19 protein-coding genes are annotated in these 18,918 nt (G+C 72.0%); 8 read left to right on the top strand and 11 right to left on the bottom strand.

What is annotated here, in order from left to right:
* Positions 1-105 precede the first annotated feature (105 nt).
* The 3 genes from ACZ7CH_RS21995 to ACZ7CH_RS21985 all read right to left on the bottom strand — a co-directional run bounded on the left by ACZ7CH_RS21995 (position 106) and on the right by ACZ7CH_RS21985 (position 2,091).
* Positions 106-552, bottom strand: a complete 447-nt coding sequence (locus ACZ7CH_RS21995) for a hypothetical protein (protein ID WP_360392551.1) — start codon at positions 550-552, stop codon at positions 106-108.
* Complete coding sequence (locus ACZ7CH_RS21990; RefSeq protein WP_360392548.1) at positions 530-1,159, bottom strand: RNA polymerase sigma factor; 630 nt, start codon at positions 1,157-1,159, stop codon at positions 530-532. Before ACZ7CH_RS21990 ends, ACZ7CH_RS21995 begins: the two co-directional genes overlap by 23 nt.
* Before the next feature lie 65 nt (positions 1,160-1,224).
* The gene (locus ACZ7CH_RS21985; protein ID WP_470374712.1) at positions 1,225-2,091 is read right to left on the bottom strand and encodes a S8 family peptidase; all 867 of its coding nucleotides are present in this window, start codon (positions 2,089-2,091) and stop codon (positions 1,225-1,227) included.
* Between ACZ7CH_RS21985 and ACZ7CH_RS21980 the strand changes: the two genes are divergently transcribed.
* From ACZ7CH_RS21980 to ACZ7CH_RS21970, 3 genes are read left to right on the top strand one after another with little or no spacing between them, the layout of a single operon-like run.
* Positions 2,083-2,505, top strand: coding sequence for a hypothetical protein (locus ACZ7CH_RS21980; protein WP_360392543.1), 423 nt, complete (start codon positions 2,083-2,085; stop codon positions 2,503-2,505). The two genes, ACZ7CH_RS21985 and ACZ7CH_RS21980, sit on opposite strands and share 9 nt — an antisense overlap.
* Positions 2,502-5,090 (top strand): CHAT domain-containing protein, encoded by a 2,589-nt coding sequence (locus ACZ7CH_RS21975; protein WP_470374711.1) that lies wholly within the window; start codon positions 2,502-2,504, stop codon positions 5,088-5,090. The genes ACZ7CH_RS21980 and ACZ7CH_RS21975 overlap by 4 nt, the downstream gene beginning before the upstream one ends.
* 40 nt (positions 5,091-5,130) lie before the next feature.
* A complete protein-coding gene (locus tag ACZ7CH_RS21970; protein WP_470374710.1) occupies positions 5,131-6,684 on the top strand; it encodes an FAD-binding oxidoreductase in 1,554 nt (517 codons plus the stop codon).
* Here ACZ7CH_RS21970 and ACZ7CH_RS21965 read toward each other — a convergent pair.
* Positions 6,647-6,940, bottom strand: a complete 294-nt coding sequence (locus ACZ7CH_RS21965; protein ID WP_360392534.1) for a YggT family protein — start codon at positions 6,938-6,940, stop codon at positions 6,647-6,649. The two genes, ACZ7CH_RS21970 and ACZ7CH_RS21965, sit on opposite strands and share 38 nt — an antisense overlap.
* A gap of 147 nt (positions 6,941-7,087) precedes the next feature.
* Here ACZ7CH_RS21965 and ACZ7CH_RS21960 point away from each other — a divergent pair, with 147 nt between their 5' ends.
* Positions 7,088-9,412 (top strand): immune inhibitor A domain-containing protein, encoded by a 2,325-nt coding sequence (locus ACZ7CH_RS21960; RefSeq protein ID WP_470374709.1) that lies wholly within the window; start codon positions 7,088-7,090, stop codon positions 9,410-9,412.
* Positions 9,413-9,422: 10 nt separating this feature from the next.
* Positions 9,423-9,869, top strand: a complete 447-nt coding sequence (locus ACZ7CH_RS21955; protein WP_360392528.1) for a nucleoside deaminase — start codon at positions 9,423-9,425, stop codon at positions 9,867-9,869.
* 127 nt (positions 9,870-9,996) lie between these two features.
* Here the strand turns inward: ACZ7CH_RS21955 and ACZ7CH_RS21950 are convergent, their stop codons facing one another.
* Genes ACZ7CH_RS21950 through ACZ7CH_RS21940 form a run of 3 tightly spaced genes read right to left on the bottom strand, consistent with a single transcriptional unit; the run spans position 9,997 to position 11,479 of the window.
* Complete coding sequence (locus ACZ7CH_RS21950) at positions 9,997-10,359, bottom strand: STAS domain-containing protein (protein ID WP_470374708.1); 363 nt, start codon at positions 10,357-10,359, stop codon at positions 9,997-9,999.
* Positions 10,360-10,379: 20 nt separating this feature from the next.
* Complete coding sequence (locus ACZ7CH_RS21945; protein ID WP_360392523.1) at positions 10,380-11,147, bottom strand: iron-containing redox enzyme family protein; 768 nt, start codon at positions 11,145-11,147, stop codon at positions 10,380-10,382.
* The gene (locus tag ACZ7CH_RS21940; RefSeq protein WP_470370871.1) at positions 11,147-11,479 is read right to left on the bottom strand and encodes a hypothetical protein; all 333 of its coding nucleotides are present in this window, start codon (positions 11,477-11,479) and stop codon (positions 11,147-11,149) included. Before ACZ7CH_RS21940 ends, ACZ7CH_RS21945 begins: the two co-directional genes overlap by 1 nt.
* Positions 11,480-11,528: 49 nt before the next feature.
* Here ACZ7CH_RS21940 and ACZ7CH_RS21935 point away from each other — a divergent pair, with 49 nt between their 5' ends.
* Positions 11,529-12,452: a DNA topoisomerase IB gene (locus tag ACZ7CH_RS21935; RefSeq protein WP_360392518.1), complete on the top strand. Its 924-nt coding sequence runs from the start codon at positions 11,529-11,531 to the stop codon at positions 12,450-12,452.
* Between the two features lie 15 nt (positions 12,453-12,467).
* Here ACZ7CH_RS21935 and ACZ7CH_RS21930 read toward each other — a convergent pair whose 3' ends face one another.
* From ACZ7CH_RS21930 to ACZ7CH_RS21920, 3 genes are read right to left on the bottom strand one after another with little or no spacing between them, the layout of a single operon-like run.
* Entirely contained in the window at positions 12,468-12,893 is a 426-nt protein-coding gene (locus ACZ7CH_RS21930; protein WP_360392515.1) for a DUF4383 domain-containing protein, read from the bottom strand.
* Between the two features lie 42 nt (positions 12,894-12,935).
* Positions 12,936-13,655 (bottom strand): SigB/SigF/SigG family RNA polymerase sigma factor, encoded by a 720-nt coding sequence (locus ACZ7CH_RS21925; RefSeq protein WP_360392512.1) that lies wholly within the window; start codon positions 13,653-13,655, stop codon positions 12,936-12,938.
* Between the two features lie 12 nt (positions 13,656-13,667).
* Complete coding sequence (locus ACZ7CH_RS21920; protein WP_360392510.1) at positions 13,668-14,132, bottom strand: SRPBCC family protein; 465 nt, start codon at positions 14,130-14,132, stop codon at positions 13,668-13,670.
* 442 nt (positions 14,133-14,574) lie between these two features.
* Here ACZ7CH_RS21920 and ACZ7CH_RS21915 point away from each other — a divergent pair, with 442 nt between their 5' ends.
* Entirely contained in the window at positions 14,575-14,838 is a 264-nt protein-coding gene (locus tag ACZ7CH_RS21915; RefSeq protein WP_470374707.1) for a hypothetical protein, read from the top strand.
* A gap of 148 nt (positions 14,839-14,986) precedes the next feature.
* Here ACZ7CH_RS21915 and ACZ7CH_RS21910 read toward each other — a convergent pair whose 3' ends face one another.
* Positions 14,987-15,973, bottom strand: a complete 987-nt coding sequence (locus ACZ7CH_RS21910) for a PHP domain-containing protein (protein ID WP_360392505.1) — start codon at positions 15,971-15,973, stop codon at positions 14,987-14,989.
* A 38-nt stretch (positions 15,974-16,011) separates the two neighbouring features.
* On the opposite strand from ACZ7CH_RS21910, the gene ACZ7CH_RS21905 reads away from it, so the two are divergent.
* Positions 16,012-18,864, top strand: coding sequence for an ATP-binding protein (locus ACZ7CH_RS21905; RefSeq protein WP_470374736.1), 2,853 nt, complete (start codon positions 16,012-16,014; stop codon positions 18,862-18,864).
* Positions 18,865-18,918 lie beyond the last annotated feature (54 nt).

Genomic DNA, 18,918 nt, shown 5'->3' with positions numbered 1-18,918 from the left:
GGGTGTGCTGCCGGCGTCCGGAGCTCGGCCGGGCGCCGGTGGCGTGCGCGCCGGACTCGTGCAGCGGTACGTGCACCACGGCAGCGCAGCTCTCGCGAGGTCTGGTCAGAGGATGAACCAGTCGGTGCAGCCGCCGGCGAACCGGAACCGCACCGGGCCGCGCGGACCGGGGCCCATCACGAACATGCCCAGCTCGTCGGCCGGCGCCGTCTCCACGTCGCCGGCGGGCGACACCAGCGTCACGTCGCCGTCCGCGGGCACCAGCTGCCCGGTCACGCCGGCCGCCGACACCTCGACCTGCAGCGTGACGCCGTCCGCGTCGAACACCAGCTGCCGCGCCGTGGACGTCGAGCGGGCGCGGGCGAAGAGCGTGTCGTCCAGCACCGAGTCGTACGAGGTGATCAGCAGCAGCTCCGCGTCGACGGTGCGCCAGGTGAAGGCCGCCTTGGCGGCTTCGAGGAACTCCGGTGGAACCGCATCGGCGGGCGGTGTGCTCACCGCGTCGCGCAAGGCGTCGAGCAACACCTCGTCACTGTCCCAGTCGTGCCGCACCCAACACACCTCCTCTCACCTGCGTGGCCTTCTTGGCTGGCGATCCCAGGAACGCCGAGATCGCCGTCGTCTTGCGCAGCTTCTCCAGGCAGCGGATGCGGGTCGGCCCGATGCTGCCGACCGGCATCGCCAGCTCTTCGCTCACGACCTGGTAGCTCGGCGGCGGGTCGGTCATCAGCTTGGTCAGCAACCGCTTGCACTGCTCGGTGAGCTCGGCGAACCCGTCGCGCAGCGCCTGCCGCCGTTCCACCGCCAGCAGGTCCGCCTCCACGTCCGCGTCCTGCTCCGACTCCAGCGCGTCGGACTCCGACAGCGGGTCGTACAGGTGCGTCCGCTGCTGCACGCGCAACACGCGCAGGCACTCGTTGCGGGTGGTCGTCATGATCCAGCCGGGCAGCGCCTCGGGCTCGCGGAGCCGGCCGATCTGCTCCACGAGCCGAAGCCACAGCGTCTGGTTCACGTCGGCCGCGTCCGCGGGGCGCAGCCGGTGCTTGTAGATCACCGACACGACCAGCGGCGTGTAGCGGTCCACGATCTCGTTCCACGCACCCTGATCGCCCTCGGCCGCCGCGCTGACGAGCGCGGCGATCGGGGATGCTGAGGTCACGTCGACTCCTTGCGGTCACGACCTGCGGAGGCCGGGGTTGCTCCCCAGATACAACTCCTCGCCGGTTATTTGACGAAGGTCCCGTAACCGGCGTGGAACTCCGGGTCCACCAGCAGTTTGTCACGGGCCTGAGCTGCGGTGAGGCCGTCTTTCACCATCGTGGCCGCGATCCGCCCGGTGACCCAGGGCGCGGCGAACGACGTGCCGGCCCAGTTCGCCCACAGCGCGAACGGCGTCGCGTCGCCCTCGCCGGGCAGCTTCCACTCGCCCTTGAGGTAGGTCGAGGAGCGGTTGCCGATCGCGCACGCGTCGACCCAGTGCCCGAAGCTCGAGTAGCAGGCGGGCACGATCGAGCCGTCCCCGTTCAGCGCGAGCGCGGCGACGGCCGTGACCCGGGAGAACGCGGCGGGCCAGCTCGGGCGCTGGTCGCCGCGGTTGCCCGCGGAGGCGACCACGACCATCTCCTGCGGCAGCGCGGTGATCGCGACGCGCAGCGGCTCGGACGCGACGTCGTCGGCGGTGTAGCAGCCGAGGGACAGGTTGAGCAGGTCGACCTTCTTGCGGCCCATCTCGGCGATCTTGGCGACCAGCCGCTCCTCGTCGCCGAAGCCGTTCAGGTCGAGGGCGATCTCGGGGTCGAGCGCGACACCGCACGCCGCGCTCTGCACGACGCCCGCGACGAACGTGCCGTGGCCGCCCTGCAGCCCGAAGAGCGCGCCGCTGGTGTAGGCGGGGTCGACGTCGTCGGGCTCCTTGACGAACCGGTTCTTGAACCAGTCCGCGTGCTCCAGCTGCGCGCCGGAGGAGATGCCGGTGTCGAGGATGCCGACGCGGATGCCGGAGAGCCGGTCGTCGGCCTTCGGCGGGGTGAGCGGGTCGGTCGGCCGCGGCCGGTCGCCGGGGTTGCCCATGACGTTTCCGCCGTGTCCCACGACGACGTGGTGCGGCTGGACGAGCGGTACGCGTTCGTTCGGCCAGTTCCGTTGATCCCTCAACAACCGGACGATCTGCGGAATGTCTTCGGGGTTGTTCGGCAGGATCAACCGGGCCATTCCACCGAATCCGGCCGCGGGACGCGCGTCGACATTGTTTTGCCGCAGTTTCGCGATCACCCGGTCGAGGTCGGCCGGCGCGACGAGCAGCTGACCTGGGCGATAAAGGAATTCACGCCCGCGTTCGGCGTGGAAGCTGATGTTCTTGTCCTCGGCGATGAGCTGCTGAAAAGCTCTTTCGTACAGCTCAGCACGTTCCGGCGATTTCGACACCACGGCCTCACAAAGCAGCGTTTGACGGGGGCCCCGACCGAGCTTGATCAAGCTACCACAGCGGATAAAGTGACGCCGTGACCGACTTTTGTGCGGAGGACGCGCTGGCGGCCAGGCAGCGCAACCCGCGTGCGGCCGTCGAGATGGCCCGCGCCGTCCTCCGCGCGACGGAAGACCGTTCCGAATGGGCGATCGCCGAACGCGCGATCGGTCTCGCGTTGCGCGAGCTGCACGACTACAGCGGCTCGATCCGCCACCTGCGCCGCTCGATCCGCATCGCGACGGACGCAGGACTGCCCCGTTTGTCGGCCTTGGCGCAGATGTCGCTGGCGTGGGTGCTCGCCTACACCGGCCGCCACCGCGCCGCACTGCGCGCGCTGGACGTGGCCATGCCGTCGTTGTCGGGTGCGGACGCGGTCGCCGCTCTCATGCAACGCGGTGTCGTCTTCCACTACCTGACCCGATACGACGAAGCACAGCGCGACTACACGGCCGCCATCGCCGGCGCACGGCGCGTGGACGACAAACTGGTCGAGGCGCGCGCTCACAACAACCGCGGTCTTGTGCGCGCGTACGTGGGCAACATGCGTGAGGCCTCCGCCGACTTCGACGTGGCCGCCGCGCTGCTCGGCTCGCTGGGCCAGGAGCTCGGTGTCGCGGACGTGCACTGGAACGCCGGCATCATGGCCACCCGCTCGGGCGACGTGCCCGCGGCCCTGACGTTGTTCGACAAGGCCGACGAGGTCTACCGCAGCCTGGACGTGCCCCGCCCCGCCCTGCTGGTGAACCGGCTGGAGCTGCTGGTGTCGGTGCCCCTGGTGGACGAGGCACGGGTGGCCGCGGACCGCGCCATCACCGAGCTGAAGGCCCTTCGCAACCCCTTCGCGACCTCCGAGGCGTTGTTCTTCCGCGCCCGCATCGCCCTGCTGGACGACGACCTGGACGCCGCCAACGCCTTCGCGGCGGAGGCCCGGCGCCGGTTCCGCCGCGAGCAGCGCCTGCTGTGGGCGGCCGGAGCGCGTTACCTCGAACTGCACGCGGCGGTCCTGCGCGGTGACCGCACCCGTTCGCTGCGGGTGGCGTTGTCGCGGGTGGCCGACGAGCTCGACGCGATGGACTGGCGGCTGCCGGCGTTGGAGGCCCGCATCGACGCCGGTCTGGTGGCCGCCGACCTCGGTCATCGCGTGCGGGCGGTGGCCGAGCTCTCCAGGGCCGCCGCGTCGCGTTCCCGCGGCCCGGCCGGTCTGCGCGTCCGCGGCTGGTACGCGGAGGCGTTGCGGCGCAAGCTCTCCGGTGACGTCCGCGGCACCTCCTCCGCGTTGCGCCGCGGCATCGCCCTGCTCGACGAGTACCGCGTGTCGCTGGGCGCCGCCGAGCTGCGCGCGTTGACCGGCGCGCAGGGCCAGGCCCTGGCAGAGGAGGGCCTGCGCCTGGCCGTGGCCTCCGGCAACGCGGCCCGCGTGCTGTCGTGGACCGAGAGCTGGCGCGCCGGCGCCCTGCGGATGAAGTCGGTGTCACCCCCCGACGACCCCCGCCTGGAGGACGCGCTGGCCACCCTGCGCGCCGTCACCTCCGACGTCGAGTCGGCCGTGCTGGCCGGCAAACCCGCCGGGGCGCTGCGCGCGCAGCTGGTCCGCGCCGAACAACGCGTCCGCGACCTGACCCGGCAGATGTCGGGCGGGGGAGCGGTGTTCAAGCCGCCGCCGGTGTCCTCGCTGGCGGCGGCCCTGGGCTCCTCCGCCTTGGTCGAGTTCGTCGAGTACGACGGCTCCCTGCTGGCCGTGGTCCTGGCCGACGGCCGGACGTCCCTGCACGTGCTGGGTGCCCTTGAGGGCGTGGTCCGCGAGATCCGCCTGCTGCGCTTCGCGTTGCACCGCCTCGTGACCCTGCCGCCGGGGCTGCCGAACCTGGAGGTGGTCCGCTCCTCCGCCGCCCATGCCGCTTCTCTGCTGTCTGCGCGGCTGTTGTCACCTTTGGCGCCACACATCGACGGCCGTCCACTGGTGGTGGTACCGACCGGTGCGCTGAACAGCCTGCCGTGGGGCGTGCTCGGCCGTCAGGTGACCGTGGCGCCGTCAGCGTCCGTGTGGCTGCGTGCTGCCGCTGCGCCTGACGCGTCCGGAGAAGCCGTCCTGGCCGCCGGCCCGCGGATGGCCGCCGCACCCGACGAGATCAAGGCCGTCTCCGCGCACGTGCCCGGCCGTGTGCTCATTGATGACGACGCAACCGTTTCGGCCGTGGCGTCCGCAATGGACGGTGCCGCTCTCGCACACATCGCGGCACACGGCTCGTTCCGCGTCGACAACCCGTTGTTCAGCGCGTTGGAACTGGCCGATGGACCTCTGACGGTCTACGACATCGAACGACTGCGTACACCGCCTACGCGCGTGGTGCTGTCCGCGTGTGACACCGGGCAGTCCGCCGTGCGTCCCGGCGATGAGCTGATGGGGTTCACGGCGGCGCTGCTGGGGCTGGGGACGCGGACGCTGATCGCGCCCGTGGTGCCGGTGCCGACCGACGGGACCGCACCGGTGATGGTGGAGCTGCACCGGAAGCTGGCCGACGGGCTGTCGCCGGCGGAGGCGCTGGCGGAGGTGCAGCGGGCCGCTTCCGACGACGGTTCGTACGCGGCGGCGGTCGGTTTCGTGTGCTTCGGCGCCGGATAGCTCTTACGAAACGCGTGCGTCTTGCTTACCGTTGCTCGCCATGGCAACGAGGTCGTGGTGGGGCTGGGGCAACGTCGAGGACGCCGTCACCCCAGCCGAACGGCAGCAGCTGGTCGACCGGGTCCGCGCCGTGCTCCCGGACGCGGACCTGACGTTCCACGAGCCACCGGACCCCGCGGACCTCGACCTCCCGCCGTCCCGCGTCCCACCGTCGGACCTGTGCTCCACCGACCCGGTCGACCGCCTCACCCACGCCCGCGGCCAGGCCTATCGCGACGTCGTCCGCAACCTGGCCGGCGACATCGGCCCGATTCCCGACGCCGTCGCAAGGCCGCGCACCGAGCAGGACGTCGTGGACGTGCTGGACCACTGCGGCAGCAACGGCATCGCCGTGATCCCGTTCGGCGGCGGCACGTCGGTCGTCGGCGGCGTCGAACCGCGGGACATCGACGCGCCCGTGGTGACGCTCGACCTGCGGAACCTGGACCGCGTCCTGGAGGTCGACCCGACGAGCCGGGCCGCGCGGGTCCAGGCCGGTGTGCTCGGGCCGGACCTGGAGGCGCAGCTCAAGCCGCACGGGCTCACGCTGCGGCACTTCCCGCAGTCCTTCGAGTTCTCGACGCTGGGCGGGTGGCTCGCGACGCGCGCGGGTGGGCACTACGCGACGGCGACCACGCACATCGATGACTTCACCGAGTCGCTGCGGGTCGTGACCCCGGTGGGAACGAGCGAGTCGCTCAGGGTGCCGGCCAGTGGGGCCGGGCCGTCGCCGGACCGGCTGTTCCTCGGCTCGGAGGGAACCCTCGGCGTGATCACCGAGGCGTGGCTGCGGTTGCAGGCCCCGCCGGTCCACCGGGCCGGCGCGTCGGTGCGGTTCGCGGACTGGGGGCAGGCGGTCGAGGCGGTGCGGGCGGTCGTGCAGTCCGGGCTGCGGCCGGCGAACTGCCGGCTGCTCGACCCGGCGGAGGCGTTCCTCAACGCCGGGTCGAGCAGGTCTGTGCTCGTGCTGGCGTTCGAGTCGGCCGACCACCCCGTGGACGCGCAGCTCGCCAGGGCGCTGGAGCTCTGCGCGGGCGGGGAGGTGGTCGAGGGGACGGCGCGGAGGTGGCGGGCGTCGTTCCTGCGCATGCCCTACCAGCGCGATGCGATGGCGCAGCACGCGATGATCACCGAGACGTTCGAGACGGCCTGCACGTGGGACCGGTTCGCCGACCTGCACGCGGCCGTCACGGAAGCGGCGACGGCCGTGCTCAGGCAGGTGTGCGGGGCCGGGATCGTGACGTGCCGCTTCACCCACGTCCACCCGGACGGGCCCGCGCCCTACTACGGCATCTACGCGCCAGGGCGGTGGGGCAGCCTGCGGCAGCAGTGGGACGAGATCAAGACCGCCGTGTCCGAGGCGCTCAGCGGCGCCGGGGGCACCATCACCCACCACCACGCCGTCGGGCGCGACCACATGCCCTGGTACACCCGTCAGCGGCCGGACGTGTTCGGGACGGCGCTGGCCGCCGCCAAGGCCGCCCTCGACCCCGCCGGGGTGCTCAACCCCGGCGTCCTCACCACACGATCGAGCGCAGGACCAGCGCCGCGATGAACACCACCGTGAACGCCAGGTCCAGCCCGAACCCGCCGAACCGCACCGGGGGCAGCACCTTGCGCACCGGCGACAGCACCGGTTCGGTCACCGCGTACGCCACCCGCTGCACCTTGGGCACCCAGGCGCCGCGCGCCCGCAGCGCCACCGCCCAGTCGACGACCATCCTGGCGATCATCACGAGGATGAACAGCGTCAGCAGCCAGCCGAGCACGAAGCCGATCACGATGGGCCCCTCCACTTCCGGTACGTCCATCAAGCCACAGGAAGCTGAGAGGCGCCTGGCAACTCGCTGAGACGACGTTCAGCATGTGGTCCCGGGTCCGACAACCGACTTTCGGACGTGCCGGGCGGCAGGCCAACTACGTAGCGTCGCCCTCCGGATTCCGAGGAGGGGACCTACGTGCGAAGAACACTGGCGGGAGCAGCGGCGCTCGCGGTGCTGACGACCGGCCTGGCCGTCCCGGCCGTCGCGACGCCGGTCGAGCGGCCCGAGGCGCAGGTGCGGCAGCAGAGCGACGAGCAGCCGCACGAGCTGGAGCTCAAGCGGCGTGCGCTGAAGCAGCAGGCGCTGGCCGAGGTGCTGACCGGGGAGGTGACCGCGGAGAAGCGCGGTGCCAGCACCGTGGCGAAGGTCGGCAAGAAGCAGGCGAAGGACCAGTACGTCGAGCTCAAGCGGGAGAAGACCGACAAGGTCTTCGTCGTTCTGGCGGAGTTCGGCGACGAGCGGCACCCCGACTACCCCGACCGCGACACGAACCCGAACACCCCGGGCCCGGTGCGGTTCGACGGGCCGCTGCGCAACCAGATCCCCGAGCCGGACAGGGCCGTGGACAACACCACGATCTGGCGGCCCGACTTCAGCCGGCAGTACTTCCAGGACCTGTACTTCTCGCGGGCGAAGGACGCCAACTCGGTCGCGAACTTCTACGACCGGCAGTCCTCCGGCCGCTACACGGTCGACGGGCTCGTCACGGACTGGGTGAAGGTCCGCTACAACGAGGCGCGCTACGGCCGCAGCAACGGCTACCCGTGCGGCGACAACATCTGCAACAACTCCCGCGAGCTGATCAAGGACGCCGTCACCCAGTGGGTCGCCGACCGCAAGGCCGCGGGGGAGACCACCGAGCAGATCACGGCGGCGCTGCGCGAGTACGACGTGTGGGACCGCTACGACTACGACTCCGACGGCGACTTCAACGAGCCCGACGGTTACATCGACCACTTCCAGATCGTGCACGCCGGTGGTGACCAGGCAGACGGTGACCCGTGGCAGGGCGAGGACGCGCTGTGGAGCCACCGCGGCTACGCGTTCAAGAACTACAACTCCGGCCCCGGCACCAACAAGCTCGGCGGCGCGCCCATCGGTGACACCGGCCTGTGGGTCGGCGACTACACCGTGCAGCCCGAGAACGGCGGCGTCGGCGTGTTCGCGCACGAGTACGGCCACGACCTCGGTCTGCCCGACCACTACGACACCAACGGCGGCACGAACGGCGTCAACTGGTGGTCGATCATGGGCCAGAACCGGGTCAACGCCCCCGGCGAGGCGACCGGTGAGCGCGCCAACGAGTTCTCCGCGTGGGACAAGCTGCAGCTGGGCTGGCTCGACTACGAGATCGCGGTCGCGGGCCAGGAGCGCACGTTCCAGCTCGGCCCGCACGAGTACAACACCGCCAAGGCCCAGGGGCTGGTGGTCGTGCTGCCGGACATCTCCAGGTCGTTCGACTACGGCGCCCCGTTCGCGGGCACGAAGATGTGGTGGAGCGAGAAGGGCAACGACCTCGACCACTCGATGACCGCGCCCGTGGACCTGCGCGGCAAGACCACGGCGTCGCTGTCGCTGAAGGCCCGCTACGACATCGAGGCGGACTACGACTACCTCTACGTCGAAGCGTCCAACGCGGACGGCAGCTGGACCCAGCTCGACGGCACCGCCGGCGGTCAGCCGTTCGTGCGCGACTCCGGCAACGCCCCCGCGGTCAGCGGCTCGTCCGGTGGCCAGTGGGTGGACATCACCGTCCCCCTCGACGCCTACGCCGGCAAGGACACCAAGCTGCGCCTGGCCTACCGCACCGACGGAGCGCTGGCACCGCAGGGCTTCTTCGCCGACCAGATCACGGTCGTCGCGGACGGCACCCCGGTGCTGACCGACGGCGGCGAGACGGCCGGGGTGTGGACCACGCGCGGTTTCCGCACCACCGAGGGCAAGGAGACGAAGGCGTTCGACCAGTTCTACATCGCGTCGAACCGCACCTACGAGTCCTACGGCCAGTACAACCGCACCGGCCCGTACCGGTACAGCTTCCCGGACAGGCCCGACCTCGTGGAGCACTTCCCGTACCAGGACGGCCTGCTCGTCTCGCTGTGGAACACGTACTACCTCGACAACAACGTGAGCGAGCACCCCGGTGAGGGCCTGGTCCTGCCGATCGACGCCAACCCGGCGCCGCTCCACAACCTCGAAGGCCAGCGCTGGTCGCCCACCATCGGCGGCTACGACGCGCCGTTCTCGCTGCAGAAGTCGGACTCCTTCACGCTGCACGTCAACGGCAAGGCGTCCTACGTCCGCGGTGCCGCAGCCCAGCCGGTGTTCGACGACACCAGGCAGTACTGGTTCGCCGAGCAGCCCAACGCGGGTGTGAAGCTGCCCGCCGTCGGCGTCGGCCTGCGGGTGACCAAGCAGTCGGGCACGTCGATGACGGTGAAACTGTTCAAGACGAAGTAGCTTGAACGGCATGACCGCTGCTTCCGACATGCTGGCCGTCGCCGTCGAAGAGGCGCGCACGGGACTCGCCGAGGGCGGGATACCCATCGGCGCCGCGCTCTTCGACGGCGACGGCCGCCTGCTCGGCCGGGGCCGCAACCGCCGCGTCCAGGACGGCGACGCCTCGATGCACGCCGAGACCTCCGCCTTCCGCAACGCCGGCCGCCAGCGCGGCTACCGCGGGACGACCATGGTCACGACGCTGTCGCCGTGCTGGTACTGCAGCGGGCTGGTGCGGCAGTTCGGCATCTCGAACGTGCTGATCGGGGAGGCCACGACGTTCTCCGGCGGGCACGACTGGCTGGCGGAGCACGGGGTCGGGATCACGGTGGTCGAGGACCCGGCGTGCGTCGAGATGATGACGAGGTTCATCGCCGAGCAGCCGGAGCTGTGGTTCGAGGACATCGGCCAGGATTGACCTGGTGGAACGGTCCGGTGAGCACGCTCACCACCCCCGGGAACACCGCAGCACGACCACCCGGGGGCACGTGCCGGCGGTCCAGCGCGCGAAGGCGTTTCCCGGACGCGGTGGCCGGGTGCGAGGTTCAGGCCGAGTAGCGCTCCACCGCCTCGTCCACGGACCGCAGGATCGTGAAGACCGTGTCCAGCCCGGTCGCCTCGATCGGCCGCAGTGCTGCACGGGTGGACGCGACCAGCACGAACTCGACGCCGGTGCGGCCGGCGCGCTGCTGGCCGAGCACGAGGGCCTCGAGGCCGGCGGAGCCGAGGAAGCGGACGCCGCCGAGGTCGACGACCACCGCCCGGTTCGCGTCCACCACGTGCGTGTCGAGCGGAGCGATGAGCTCGCTCGAGCTGGTGGTGTCGAGCTCCCCGGCCACGCGCAGCACTACGACGTCGGATGCGATCCGGTCGACTACCACGGTGGCCAGTGTGGTGGGGTCGGGCACGCTTGCTCCTTTCGCGGCGTTCAGCATCCCACGTTAACGCGGCCCCTGGTGAGCAGCCAGCGGCCCCGCAGGGAAGAGCGGCCTGCCTCACAGGCGGTGTGGACGTGCTGGACGAGCCGGGCGTGCAGCTCGTGGCACGCCGTGAAGCCGAGCCGGACGTCGTCCGGCGGGCACTGGACGGGCAGCAGCTGGGCGAACGGGTCGCCGCCGATCGTGTCGACCGCCGTCAGGAAGCCCACGAGCGCGCCGACGAGGCGCCGGTGGAGGCCGAACAGGCTCAGCGCGTTGGCCAGCGCCAGGGTGGCGACGGGCATGTCGTCGACGCCGGTGCCGCAGTCGAGGTCCCGCAGCGTCACGGTGAACAGCACCGAGTGCGTGCGTTCGTCGCGGGAGCCGTAGGCGTCGCCGTGGAGGTCGCGCAGGGCCGAGCGCATCTCGCGGCGCGGGTGCCAGAACGCGTGGTGCTTGCGCAGCTCGGCTCGTGCGGCGGGGTCGAGCGGCACCGCCGGGGTCGTCTCCTCCAGCGCGCGCAGGCCCTGTTCCCAGCGGGCCTCCAGGACGGCGAGGAACTGGGCCGCCGCCGGGTGGTCGTCCCAGGCCGGGTGCACGTCGTCGAAGTTGCGGGTGCGCAGCTCGTAGCAGATCCACAGCGACAGCTGCAGGTCGTCGTCCGCCGCGGGCTCCCTGGTGCCGCCGCTGACGAGCAGGGCCGGTCGCGGCCCCGGTGCCGAGCGGAGTGCGGCGACCAGCGCGGCGCTCATGTGGCCGCGGGGAGCAGGGAGGCGCATCAGGTTTCCTCACGCGTTCGGGCGATCAGCATGTCCACGGGGGACTCGGGGTCGGAGCGACGGCATGCGGCTCCGCAGCCGTTGTGCCGCAGCCAGTCGATCTGGCGCTCCACAGTAGACAGCGCGCCGCGTTCGCGCAGCGCGGGTGCGACGAGTGCACCAGCAGCGCCGGCGACCAGGGCCGCAGCGCGTTCGACGCCTCCGGCGCCGCCGCCGTCGAAGGCACCCCCACGTGCGCGTGCAGCCCGCGGTGCGAGTGCCACCGGCCGCCGTGACCAGGGGTCGACGAGGAGGAACCCCCGTTCCACACCGACGGCGCAGTCATCTTTCATCGGCGAGCGGGTACCCGGCACCCATGCTGATCAACCACGAGGTGTCCAGGTGAGACTCCGCCGCAGCAACACCGCAGGTCCTGGCTGGACCCGCCGTCGTCACGGCAAGGGTTTCCGCTACGCGACCACCGCGGGCGAGCCCCTCGGCCCCGACGAGGTCGCGCGGGTGAAGGCCCTGGTCATCCCGCCGGCGTGGCGGGACGTGTGGATCAGCCCGCACCCGAACGGGCACATCCAGGCGATCGGTGTGGACGACGCCGGCCGGCGCCAGTACCTCTACCACGAGCAGTGGCGCACGAACCGGGACGCGGAGAAGTTCGACCGCGTCCTGAAGCTGGCCCCGAAGCTGCCGAAGTTCCGCGCGCAGATCGTCGCCGACATGAGGAAGCGCGGCCGCACCCGCCTGCTCGCCATCGCCCTGCGCATGCTCGACCTCGGCGTCTTCCGCGTCGGCCACGAGGAGTACGCGGAGGAGAACGGCAGCCACGGCGTGGCCACGCTGCTCTGCGAGCACCTCCAGGTGCGCGGCGACCGGGTCAGGTTCCGCTTCCCGGCCAAGCACGGCGTGCAGGTCGACGAGGAGATCACCGACCCGCAGCTGGCCCGCGCCGTCCGGACGCTGCTCAGGGACCGGACCCCGGACTGCCGCGTGTTCGACATGACCGCCTACGACGTGAACGAGCGGTTCCGCGAGCTGGTCGGCGACGAGTTCACGGTCAAGGACCTGCGGACCTGGCACGCCACGGTGGCCGCGGCCAAGGCGTTCGCCGAGGCGCTGCGCGAGCGCGGCAAGCCCACCAAGCGAGCCATCAGCGCGGTGATGAAGGACGTGGCCGAGCACCTGGGCAACACCCCGGCCGTCGCGCGGAAGTCCTACGTGGACCCGCGCCTGGTCGAGGCGTTCGAGAGCGGCACGGTGATCGGCGGCGGCGACCCGGAACGGGCGGTGCTGCGGTTGCTCAGGACGCCCTGAGCCGCGGGCCCCGGCTCAGGACCTCCTGAGCCGCGGGGCGCGGTCGCACCGGCGGCACCAGACCGCGCCCTGCGCCACCGCCAGTGCGGCGAACCCGGCGAGGAGGTGCAGCACGTTGCTGCCGGGGTTGACGTTCAGCACGTTCACGACCTGCTCGTCGTAGCGGGCCGTGCCCAGGCCGAACGTGACCAGGAGTGCCGCTGCCACCAGCAACGCCGTGCCGCTCAGCGCCCTGAGGTTGCGGAACGACAGCAGCAGCGCGACCCCGAACACGAGGTGCAGCGCGTTCTGCAGCGGGTTGACCCGCAGGCCGAGCACCCACGTGCCGGTCTCGGTGGCGAACGGCGAGAAACCGGTCACGAAGAAGCCGGCGACGGCCCACAGCGCGAGCAGGGCGCCGGTGCCGATCGCCAGCTTCTGGGGCCACCGCAACCGGGTCATCCCGTCAGTATCACCAGGGACGGGCGTTCCCGCTCGCCCACGTCACTCGTCTGCCAGCAGGTCGTTGCGCAGCTGTTCCAGCGACTTCGTCAGCAGTCGCGAGACGTGCATCTGGGAGATGCCGACCCTGCGGGCGATCTCCGTCTGGGTGAGCCGGCCGAAGAACCGCAGCACCACGATCGTGCGTTCCCGACGGGGAAGGCCCCGCAGCATGGGCTGCAGGGCCTCGTGGATCTCCACGCCTTCCAGTGCCGGGTCGTCCGCCGAGTTGTCCTGCAGCGCCTCCAGCGGGGCGACCGCGACGTTCTTCTCGACGCGCAACCCCTCGTAGACGTCCGCGAGCCCGACGCCGAGGTGCCGGGCGATCTCCGAGGGGGTGGGAGACCGCCCGGAACGGTGCGACAGCTCGGCGGTGGCCCCGTCGATCGAGTCGCACAGCTCCTTCAGGCGCCGGGGCACGCGGACGGCCCAGCACTGGTCGCGGAAGTGGCGGCGGACCTCGCCGGTGATCGTGGGCACGGCGTAGGACAGGAAGTCCGTCTGCCGGCCCACGTCGAACCGGTCGATGGCGTTGATCAGCCCGACCGCCGCCACCTGGGCGAGGTCCTCCATCGGCTCGCCGCGTTCGCTGAAGCGGCGAGCGATGTGCCGGGCGAGCGGCAGGTACTCGCGCACGAGCCGGTCCCGCAGCGCGTAGTAGCGCGACGAGTCACGGGCGGTGCGGGCGAGCTCCTCGAACGCCGCGTGCTGGTCTGGCGTCAACGGGCACCACGATCAGACCTGGGGCGGCGGCGTCACGTCGCCCCGCCACGCTCCGGTCTCGACACCGCGGTTCTCGATGAACTCCTTGAACCGCTTCAGGTCGCCCTCCACCCGGTGGCCGACGACGCCGAGCGCCGCTCCGGCCTTCTCGGTGATGGTCTCCGGGGTGAACTCCATCTGGACGTGCACCCGCGTCGTGTCGTTGTCGATCCGGTGGAACGTGACCACGCCGGCCTGCGGCGTGCCCTCGACGGCCGTCCACGCGACGCGCTCGTCGGGGTGCTGCTCGGTGATCTCCGCGTCGAACTCGCGGACGACACCACCGATCTTCGTGGTCCAGTGGGTCCTGGTCGGCGTGATCTGGTCGATCTTCTCGACGCCGTCCATGAACGCCGGGAAGGATTCGAACTGGGTCCACTGGTTGTACGCCGTGCTCACCGGCACGTGGACGTCCACCGACTTCTCAATGGTGGTCACGAAACCTCCTCCTCAGATTGGGTCGTCGAAGGGTGAGTACCCGTCGCTCCCGGTGTTACACATCGGGCTTAGTCCACTTCGGACGGTCACTCGGAGTGATGACGTGCGTGCTGTCCGCGCATCGCGACATCACCCGTGGACCGCGAGGGCATGCTTCCTTCGGGTGCAGATGGTTTTTCCGCTTCGCCCCAGGACGCGACATTCCGCCGGACGCTCGTCCGCGAGCCCGGCGACGCCGCCCGACCGGAGTCTCGCTGGTGGAGGACTTCTCCACCGCACGGAATTCCGAGTTCGAGAAGCCCTGCTGCCGGTGAACCGAACGGGTGATGGCGGCATCTGGTGCGGCGCGGTCGTGGCTAGTCTCGCCGTGAAACAGGGTTGCAGGAAGGGTGCAGCGGTGTTGACGTGCGTGGAAGTTCGCCGTGCCGCAGGAGGGCTCCGGTTGTTCGTCCGTCCCCCGGCCGCGGTGCGGTGGAGCACGCGGCTGGGGTACGAGCGGGTGTCGGAGCTGCTGATCGCGATCCGCGCGGCCGAGTCGTGCTCGGTGCCGGACGTGGAGCTCACGTACGTGCCGGACCAGCGGACCGGGGAGGCCGAGCTGGCCTGCGCCGGTGGTTCCCTGGTGCTGGACGCCGCCGGGGTGTCGTCGCTGCACGACGCGCTGCGGGCGCACATGCCGGACCGGATGAGGCCGTTGCCGGTGTAGCGGTACGCGCTGGGCACCCCGACCGGCGCGCGACGGGGCGGTGGAACCGGCGCGTGAGCTGGCCGCGCTGGTCGGCGCCGGGGACCCGGAACCGGTGTGCGAGCTGTGCCGCGCGGCACCGGTCCGCCGGTGTCCTGCTACGAGCACCTCACCCGGCTGTCAGCAGCGCTGCCGGTCGGGTGTTGATCACGCTGTCCGGGTCGACCCCGCACTCCTGCGCCCGCGCGCAGCCGTAGCTCAGCCAGTCCAGCTGGCCGGGCGCGTGCGCGTCGCTGTCGATCGAGAACGTGCACCCGGCGTCGACCGCCAGCGACAGCAGCCGCCGCGGCGGGTCGAGCCGCTCCGGCCGTGAGTTGATCTCCACCGCGGTGCCGTGCTCGGCGCACGCCTCGAACACCCGCTCGGCGTCGAACTGCGACTCGGGCCGCCCCTTGCCGACGACGAGCCGTCCGGTGCAGTGGCCGAGGATGTCGACGTGCGGGTTCGCCACGGCCGTGAGCATCCGCTCGGTCATCTCCGCGCGCGGCATCCTGAGTTTCGAGTGGACGCTCGCGACCACGACGTCCAGCCGCTCCAACAGGTCGTCGTCCTGGTCGAGCGACCCGTCGTCGAGGATGTCGACCTCGATCCCGGTCAGCACGAGGAACGGCGCCAGCTCCGCGTTCAGCTCCGCCACGACGTCGAGCTGCCTCAGCAACCGCTCCCGCGACAGTCCGTTCGCGACGGTCAGCCGCGGCGAGTGGTCGGTCAGCACCATCCACTCGTGCCCGAGGTCGCGCGCCGCCTCCGCCATGTCCCTGATCGGGCTGCCGCCGTCGGACCAGTCGGAGTGCACGTGGCAGTCGCCCCGCAGCCGCGCCCGCAGCTCCTCGCCGCCGGTGAGGTCGACGTGGCGGAGCTTGGCGAGGTACCGCGGCTCCCGGTTCGCGAGGGCGTCGGCGACGACGCCGGCGGTGGACTTCCCGACGCCCTTCAGGTCGGTCAGCGTGCCGAGCCGCGCGCGTTCCTCGACGTCCTCCGGCGTGAGCTCGGCCAGCACGGCGGCAGCGTTGCGGAAGGCCTGGACGCGGTAGGTCGGCTCGCCCGCTCGTTCGAGGTGGAAGGCCACCTGCTTCAACGCCTTGACCGGATCCATACCCCCTTCCTACCCCGTGCACCCGGCCCCGCAACCGGATCGCACCCGCCGTCCCGCCTCCGTGGAACACTGCGGAGCAGCCCTGCCCGACCCAGGAGGCCGTCATCCCCGACACTCCGCTGCGCGCCACCCCGCGGTTCTTCGGCCGCGCCGCCGAGCTGGACGCCGTCCTGACCTGCGTCGAGCACGCCCCGGCCACCGGCACGGTCGCGGTGGCGATCACCGGTGAACCGGGCATCGGCAAGACCAGCCTCCTCACCGAGCTCGCCCGCCGCCTGCGGGAACGCGGCTGCGGCGTCCTCACCTCCGCCTCCGACGTGCTGGGCAAGCGCATCCCGTACGGCGCGGTGCTCGCCGCGGTGCGGAGCCTCGACCCCGGCACGCCGGCCGTCGGCGCGCACGCGGAAGCACTGGCGGCGCTGGAGGTCACCGACGACTCCGGTGCCTGGTTCGGGCGCGCCTGCGACCGGGTCGTGCGGTTGCTGACCGAGCTCACCGCCACGCGGCCGGCGGCGCTGCTGGTCGACGACCTCGACCACGTCGACGACGACTCGCTGGCGTTGCTCGGGCTGGTGCTGCGGCGGGTGGCGGCGGCCCCGCTCGTGCTGGTCACCGCGAGCCGGTCGCACGTCGGCGAGCCGGGGGCGGAGCACCTGCTGGACCGGGTCGAGCAGCACGCGGAGGTCGTGCGGATCGAGCTGGCCCCGCTGCCGGACGCGGACGTCGCGCGGATCGTGGCGGCGGTGCTGCAGGCACCCGTGGACGAGGCACTGGCCAGGGAGGTCCAGCAGCGGGCCGACGGGAACCCGTTCTTCGTCACCGAGATCGCGCGGTCGCTGCGGGAGCTCGACCTGGTGGCGCTCGACGGCGGGCGGGTGCGGCTGTCCGTGCCGCCGGACGCGATCCGGTTGACCCGGCGGGAGGCCGTTCTGCGCAGGGTGGCGCCGCTGGAGGACGACACGCGGGTGGTCGCGCGGGCCGTGTCGGTGTTCCGGCGCGTGCGGCTCGACCAGATCCCGTTGCTGGCGAGGGTCGCGTCGTTGCCGGAGCTCACGGTCATCGAGGCGTTCGACGAGTTGCTGCGCGCGCACATCGTGGTGCACGACGACGAGCGCGGGTACCGGTTCTCGCACGCGTTGGTCGGCGAGGCGCTCTACCACGAGGTCGGCCCTGCCCAGCGCCGCCACCTGCACAGCCTGATCTCCGCGCGGCTGCTCGACGACCGCGCGCAGGGGTTGCCCGTCGACCTGCTGCAGCTCGCGTGGCACCTCGCCGAGTCCGCCGCGCCCGGTGACCGGGCCGCGGTCGCGGTGCTCGCCGAGGCCGCCGGCCTCGCGCGGTCCACGGCACCCGAGACGGCGGCGGCGCTGTGCGGGCGGGCCTTGCAGTTGTTGCCGCACAACGCACCCGAGCGCGGTGAGCTGCTCGCGCTGCAGTGCAGGGTGCTCGCGCGGGCGTCCCGGCCCGCGCTCGCGGTCGGTCCCGGCCTGGCCGCGCTGGAGACCCTGCCGGCGGGGACGGAACGCGCCCGCGTCGCCACGGCCGTGATCTCCTCGCTGTTCTCCGTCGGGCGCATTGCCGAGGCGATGGAGCTGGCCGACCGCGAGGTGGCCGGCACCGGCGCGCCCGCGACGTTGCAGGCCCAGCGCGCGGTGCTGCTCGTCCACACCGGGCGGCACGCGGCCGCGGCGGCCGAGGTGGCGCGGGTCGCGGCGGTGCCGGTCGGCTCACCGGCCGAGGGCGTGATCGTCAACGAGCACCTCGCGATGCTGACGTCGCTGCTGTTCCGCCACGACGAGACGGTCGAGTACGCGAACCGCGCGCTGGCGTGCAGCGCGGGGCAGCCGATGCTGGAGCTGCAGGCGTTGTCGGTGTGCGCCTCGACCAGCGCGCTGACCGGGCTGGTGCACGACGCGTCGTGGCGGCTGCGGCGGGCCGAGGAGCTCGTCGACCAGGTGGGCTCGCACGGGTTCCGCGCCGAACGTGCCTCCGCCCGCGTGATGCTCGACTGGCTCGGCGGGCGCTGGGACGCGGCGCTCGACGGCATCGGCCGCTGGCGGGCCGACGTCGAGGCCGCGCGAGCCGACCAGGCGCTGGGCGTGCTGCAGGCGGTCGAGCTCTCCATCCGCACGTGGCGCGGCGAGCTGGACGTGGCCGCGCGGCTGGCGGAGCTGCCCGCGCCGCGGTCGGTGAACATGGCGCGGCTGCACACCATCGCGCTGGCCGACCACCTCGTCGCCCGCGGTGCCGTCCAGGACGCCTGCGCGCTGCTGCTGACCGACGTCGGCGACCGGTTCGAGGCCCCCTACTCGTGCGTCCTCGTCGCGCGCACCATCGAGCTCGACCTGGACCGCGGCCGCACGGACAGCGCGCTCGACACCCTCGACCGGCTCACCGCCGTCTCGTCGCAGCGGGTGTCACCGTGGTCGCGCACGACCCTGCGGCGGGTCACCGGCCTGGTGCACCGCGATCCGGACCCCGTGCGGGAGGCCGTGACCGAGGCCGCGCTGGGCGGGCTGGAGTTCGAGAAGGCCCGTGCGCAGCTGGCCCTCGGCGAGGTCACCGGCGACGAGGTGCCGGCGCTCGTGCAGGCGTACACGACGTTCCAGCGGCTCGGCGTCCACGGTCTGCGCCGCCGGGCGGGAACGCGCCTGCGGGCGTTGGGCGCCAAGGTGCCGCGAGCGCGGTCGAAGGCACCGGGGCTGCTCACCGAGGCCGAGGAGAACGTGGCGCGGCTGGTGCAGCAGGGGATGCGCAACCGGGACATCGCCGCCGCCCTGCACTACAGCCCGCGCACGGTCGAGGTCTACCTGTCCCGCGTCTACGCCAAGCTGCACGTGTCGTCGCGGCTGGAGCTCGCCCGCGTCCTGGACGCCCGGCAGCAGCGCTGAGCCGGGTTCCCAGCCGGGTAGTGGGCTCACCCGGCCGCACCGGGGCGCCGGTTC

It is taken from the genome of Lentzea sp. NPDC037011, from assembly GCF_055607425.1.
This window is presented reverse-complemented; position numbering and strand designations above follow the sequence as displayed.

Coding starts and splice junctions, on each gene's coding strand:
- ACZ7CH_RS21970 (WP_470374710.1), top strand. CDS start 5,131: ATGGCAACGAGGTCGTGGTGGGGCTGGGGCAACGTCGAGGACGCCGTC.
- ACZ7CH_RS21965 (WP_360392534.1), bottom strand. CDS start 6,940: ATGGACGTACCGGAAGTGGAGGGGCCCATCGTGATCGGCTTCGTGCTC.
- ACZ7CH_RS21955 (WP_360392528.1), top strand. CDS start 9,423: ATGACCGCTGCTTCCGACATGCTGGCCGTCGCCGTCGAAGAGGCGCGC.
- ACZ7CH_RS21945 (WP_360392523.1), bottom strand. CDS start 11,147: ATGCGCCTCCCTGCTCCCCGCGGCCACATGAGCGCCGCGCTGGTCGCC.
- ACZ7CH_RS21940 (WP_470370871.1), bottom strand. CDS start 11,479: ATGAAAGATGACTGCGCCGTCGGTGTGGAACGGGGGTTCCTCCTCGTC.
- ACZ7CH_RS21930 (WP_360392515.1), bottom strand. CDS start 12,893: ATGACCCGGTTGCGGTGGCCCCAGAAGCTGGCGATCGGCACCGGCGCC.
- ACZ7CH_RS21910 (WP_360392505.1), bottom strand. CDS start 15,973: ATGGATCCGGTCAAGGCGTTGAAGCAGGTGGCCTTCCACCTCGAACGA.